At 23.9% G+C, this 3,811-nt stretch carries 8 protein-coding genes; 6 read left to right on the top strand and 2 right to left on the bottom strand.

Translation table 11 applies throughout. The features are described 5' to 3' along the window. Window positions 1-23: 23 nt before the first annotated feature. The 4 genes from CAMP18498_RS07705 to CAMP18498_RS07720 all read left to right on the top strand — a co-directional run bounded on the left by CAMP18498_RS07705 (window position 24) and on the right by CAMP18498_RS07720 (window position 2,435). Complete coding sequence (locus tag CAMP18498_RS07705; protein ID WP_337198240.1) at window positions 24-941, top strand: adenine-specific methyltransferase EcoRI family protein; 918 nt, start codon at window positions 24-26, stop codon at window positions 939-941. Continuing rightward, on the top strand, window positions 931-1,671 hold the full coding sequence (locus CAMP18498_RS07710) for a hypothetical protein (RefSeq protein WP_337198241.1): 741 nt from the start codon (window positions 931-933) through the stop codon (window positions 1,669-1,671). The genes CAMP18498_RS07705 and CAMP18498_RS07710 overlap by 11 nt, the downstream gene beginning before the upstream one ends. Window positions 1,672-1,706: 35 nt before the next feature. Continuing rightward, complete coding sequence (locus tag CAMP18498_RS07715) at window positions 1,707-1,847, top strand: hypothetical protein (RefSeq protein ID WP_337198242.1); 141 nt, start codon at window positions 1,707-1,709, stop codon at window positions 1,845-1,847. Between the two features lie 84 nt (window positions 1,848-1,931). After that, window positions 1,932-2,435, top strand: a complete 504-nt coding sequence (locus CAMP18498_RS07720) for a hypothetical protein (RefSeq protein WP_264284617.1) — start codon at window positions 1,932-1,934, stop codon at window positions 2,433-2,435. Window positions 2,436-2,661: 226 nt separating this feature from the next. On the opposite strand, the gene CAMP18498_RS07725 is transcribed toward CAMP18498_RS07720, so the two are convergent. Together CAMP18498_RS07725 and CAMP18498_RS07730 are read right to left on the bottom strand one after the other, a co-directional pair. Beyond that, a complete protein-coding gene (locus CAMP18498_RS07725; protein WP_263665957.1) occupies window positions 2,662-2,943 on the bottom strand; it encodes a type II toxin-antitoxin system YafQ family toxin in 282 nt (93 codons plus the stop codon). Beyond that, on the bottom strand, window positions 2,930-3,157 hold the full coding sequence (locus CAMP18498_RS07730) for a hypothetical protein (protein ID WP_039628376.1): 228 nt from the start codon (window positions 3,155-3,157) through the stop codon (window positions 2,930-2,932). The genes CAMP18498_RS07725 and CAMP18498_RS07730 overlap by 14 nt, the downstream gene beginning before the upstream one ends. Window positions 3,158-3,336: 179 nt before the next feature. Between CAMP18498_RS07730 and relB the strand changes: the two genes are divergently transcribed. Continuing rightward, window positions 3,337-3,555, top strand: coding sequence for a type II toxin-antitoxin system RelB family antitoxin (relB, locus tag CAMP18498_RS07735; RefSeq protein WP_039628375.1), 219 nt, complete (start codon window positions 3,337-3,339; stop codon window positions 3,553-3,555). Beyond that, a partial coding sequence (locus CAMP18498_RS07740; RefSeq protein WP_337198243.1) for a type II toxin-antitoxin system RelE family toxin occupies window positions 3,548-3,811 on the top strand: 264 nt, incomplete at its 3' end. The genes relB and CAMP18498_RS07740, both read left to right, overlap by 8 nt.

Consider the following 3,811-nt stretch of genomic DNA (forward strand, 5'->3'; position numbering starts at 1 on the left):
GAGGTGAAAAGGAAAATATATAAATGAATAAAAACAGTAGCACTAAATTAAATAATGCAAAAAATATAAAAAACGATGAGTTTTATACGCAATATGAAGATATAAAAAAAGAGTTAAGCTTTTATGAAAGTGCATTTAAAGATAAGATAGTTTATTGCAACTGTGATGATCCACAAAAAAGCAACTTTACAAAATTTTTTGAATTAAATTTTGATAGATTAAACCTAAAAAAAATAATTAGTACTTCTTTTAATGCTGATGGTAAAGGTAAGATTTTCATTATGGAAAAAGATAAGCCAAAATATCAAGGCTTTTTGGAAAATAACGGTGATTTTAGAAGTGATGAAACAATTAAATTATTAAAAGAATCTGATATAGTCGTAACAAATCCGCCATTTTCATTATTTAGAGAATTTATAGATATGCTTATATCTAATCAAAAAGATTTTTTGGTTATAGGAAATTCTAATGCAATTTCTTATAAAAACTGTTTTAACTATATGATGAAAAATAAATTATGGTTAGGGCAAAATTGTGTTAGATGGTTTATAAACACAAAAGGGGAATTAGTAGAGGGTGCAAGATCTTTTTGGTTTTCAAATATTAACAATCAAAAAAGAAATAAAAAAATATCTTTAAATAGAAAATACAACAAGCAATATTATACTACTTATGATAATTATAATGCTATTGAAATTTCAAAAACTAAAGATATACCTTTAGATTATACTGGAATAATGGGAGTTCCTATTACTTTTTTAGATAAATACAATCCACAACAATTTGAAATTATTGGAGCAGATTATCAGGTCAAAAGCGGAGAGCTTGTCTGTATTAAACGAAATGACTGGAACGGAAAAACCGATAGAGCGTATATAAATGGAAAAAGATTATATTCTAGAATTTTCATAAAACATAAAGAGGTGGATAATGTTATTTAATTACGAAATTATAGACTGTCAAATACCAAATAATACAATGAATGTGAAAAAAACATACAAAGTAATTAGATGTGTTTTTAAAAATAAAACTGATGAAGCTTCAAAATATTATCAACAAGCTTGGAATTTAGCAAAACAAGTAAATCCACTTAAAGCAAATGATAGCACTTCAAAAAGAGATAAGGAAAGACTGATATTAGATGCTTTAGGGGGAATTTTAGCTGAATATGGTTGGTTTTATTATATAAAAAGAATTTTTGGGGATATTGTTAGTTTTACAGAATTTAAATCATCTATAGGACAAGTAGATTTATTATTAAATAATGGCAAAACATTAGAGATTCGATCTTCTTTTCCAAGAAATGGTATTAAATTTGCAATATGCAATGAAAGATTTAACTTTAAGAATATATGTAAATATGATAATTTGTATAAACCTGATGAAGTTGATAAAGATTTCTTTGCTTGCGTATTGTTTGAAACCATGAAAAATCAAATGATGGAGGCAAATGAAATTGTATTTTATCTAATAGGAGGTTCTACAAGAAAAATGATGTTAGATGATACTATTAGTTATATAGATGATTTAATAGCAGAAGATGATTTAGTTCAACAAAAAACCAATTACAAGGTTATTAGATTATACAATGCTTTAGATATTGAAGGGTTTGAAAAATATATGATGGAAGAATTAGGCTATTTAAAAATACTCCATAGTAAAACTTTTTAAAATACCAAAGGAATAATCATGGAAAATCGTTTGAAATGAAAAGAGAAGTGGATAATACCTTTGATAAAGTTTTTAATGGTAATGACAGAATCAATGAAGGTTGCACTGATAATCATTACAATAAGGCTACACTTGATTATTTTGATTTTGTTGGGTTGTTTGATCAAGATAAGTAATCACTAGAAAGACAAGAGAAAATTTTGAAAAAAATAGAAGAAGAAGATTTTAGTGATATTGAAAAAACGTTGAGAGCATTTTAAATGGCTGATAATATCAGTAAAATTGGAGAAGTGGCGAATACTGAATATAATAGAAAAGCTATTGCTGGTATGATACTTGAATTTCATAATGTTTGTACAAAAAAGGGTGTATCGATTCCTAGTGATTATAGGCAACAATGCATAGAGGAAATTATTATTTTTTATGACAAGTATTTAGAAACTCATAAGCAAAAACTTTTAGATATTGATTATTATAAAATTATTTCTTGGTACGCTGTAATTGTTGCTAAAAAAATGCTTAATTTTTACAAAGAAAAAGAAATTAAAAATAATAGTTGGTTTAAGGTTATTGATTTTGCTGTTTGGAGAATGCTTGAAGAATTAGAAGATAATGAAAAACGAACAATAGATAAAGCTTATAAAAATAAAATTATTGCAATGACTGCTTGTGAATTAACAAATCAAGGGGAGTTTGGTATAGGAAAAAATGGATTATATATGCTAATGCTTATAGCTAGAATAGTTCAACCTATTAATTCATAATCTAATCAAAATTTTTTAAAAAAACTAAAAAATATTCTAAAATTTGTAAGTTTATTAGTATTTATTCTGTTTTATAATTTAATTTGTTAATTTTAACTTTAAAATTAATATTGGTAAGATAAAAAATATTTTTTGTAAGATAAAAGCTGTTATTTTTATTAGCTTTAGAGAGTATAGATTAAGATTGTATTTTTAATTCTTTGTGAGTTATTTTAATCTTATTTTTTTAGTATTTTTTAAATAATTTACTATGACTGCCTAGTTTTAAAATATTTAACTCTAGTTCATTATCATGTTTTTGATAAATCAATAACAAATTAGACTTTATATGACATTCTCTAAAATCTTTTAATGCACCTTTTAATTGATGATCTTTATATTTTGGTTCTAAAATTTCATCGTTAGAAAGCTTTATAATAACTTTATCTGTTATTTTACGCTCTTCGTTGCTTATTTTTTTATAGGCTTTTATAAAATCTTTATGATAATAAATTTTATATTTTGCCATCTTGATAAGCTTTCACAAAATCTTGATGTGAATTAAAGCTTAATGCAGTGTTATCTTTTTTTTCCTTACTAAGCTCTTTGCTTGCATTTAATATCTTATTTTCAAAACTACTTAGTTTAGGTTTAGAAACTTTACATTTAGCATTTATACTTTTAGCTAAACCTTTAAATGCAGGCAAAAAATCTTCACTGACATTTTCAATAATAAGAGTCATGAAATTCCTTTCTCAAAATCATATAATATAATTATATTGTATTTTAATCAATTTAAATTAATTTCTTATACTTATTTTATTGTTTCAATGTGAAGATTAAAAGCACTAAGATAAAATATTATTTTGTGATGATTATAAAATGTGTTATAATGTATTACAAATAATACAAAGGTAAAATCATGAGAACAATATCGTTAAGAATTAGTGATCAAGAAGATATTTTACTAAAAGAATATCTAGCAATTAATAATTTACAACTATCAAAATTTATAAGAGATACTATTTTAGAAAAAATAGAAGATGAGTTAAATTTAGATGAAAATAAAATTTTAATTTCACTCAAAGAAGCTAAAAAAGATAATATTTATAGCTTTGAAGAAGTATTTAAAAATGTATGAGATAAAATTCTCAAGTAGTGCCAAAAAATCAATTGAAAAACTTGATCAGCAAGTAGCAAGAATTATTAAGAGTTGGATTATTAAAAATTTAATAGAATCAGACAATCCAAAAAAATTAGCAAAAGAATTTAAGGGTAATTTAAAAGGCATTTATAGATTTAGAGTGGGTAATTATAGAATGCTTGCTGAAATTAATGATAATGAATTATTTATTTTTGTATTCGAAATAGGGCATCGAAGAGAAATATATAAGAAA

Origin of the sequence: Campylobacter sp. W0066.2 (genome assembly GCF_024723515.1) — a bacterium.
Classification (GTDB): Bacteria; Campylobacterota; Campylobacteria; order Campylobacterales; family Campylobacteraceae; genus Campylobacter_D.

Coding starts and splice junctions, on each gene's coding strand:
- CAMP18498_RS07730 (WP_039628376.1), bottom strand. CDS start 3,157: ATGACTCTTATTATTGAAAATGTCAGTGAAGATTTTTTGCCTGCATTT.
- CAMP18498_RS07710 (WP_337198241.1), top strand. CDS start 931: ATGTTATTTAATTACGAAATTATAGACTGTCAAATACCAAATAATACA.
- CAMP18498_RS07705 (WP_337198240.1), top strand. CDS start 24: ATGAATAAAAACAGTAGCACTAAATTAAATAATGCAAAAAATATAAAA.
- CAMP18498_RS07720 (WP_264284617.1), top strand. CDS start 1,932: ATGGCTGATAATATCAGTAAAATTGGAGAAGTGGCGAATACTGAATAT.
- relB (WP_039628375.1), top strand. CDS start 3,337: ATGAGAACAATATCGTTAAGAATTAGTGATCAAGAAGATATTTTACTA.
- CAMP18498_RS07715 (WP_337198242.1), top strand. CDS start 1,707: ATGAAAAGAGAAGTGGATAATACCTTTGATAAAGTTTTTAATGGTAAT.
- CAMP18498_RS07725 (WP_263665957.1), bottom strand. CDS start 2,943: ATGGCAAAATATAAAATTTATTATCATAAAGATTTTATAAAAGCCTAT.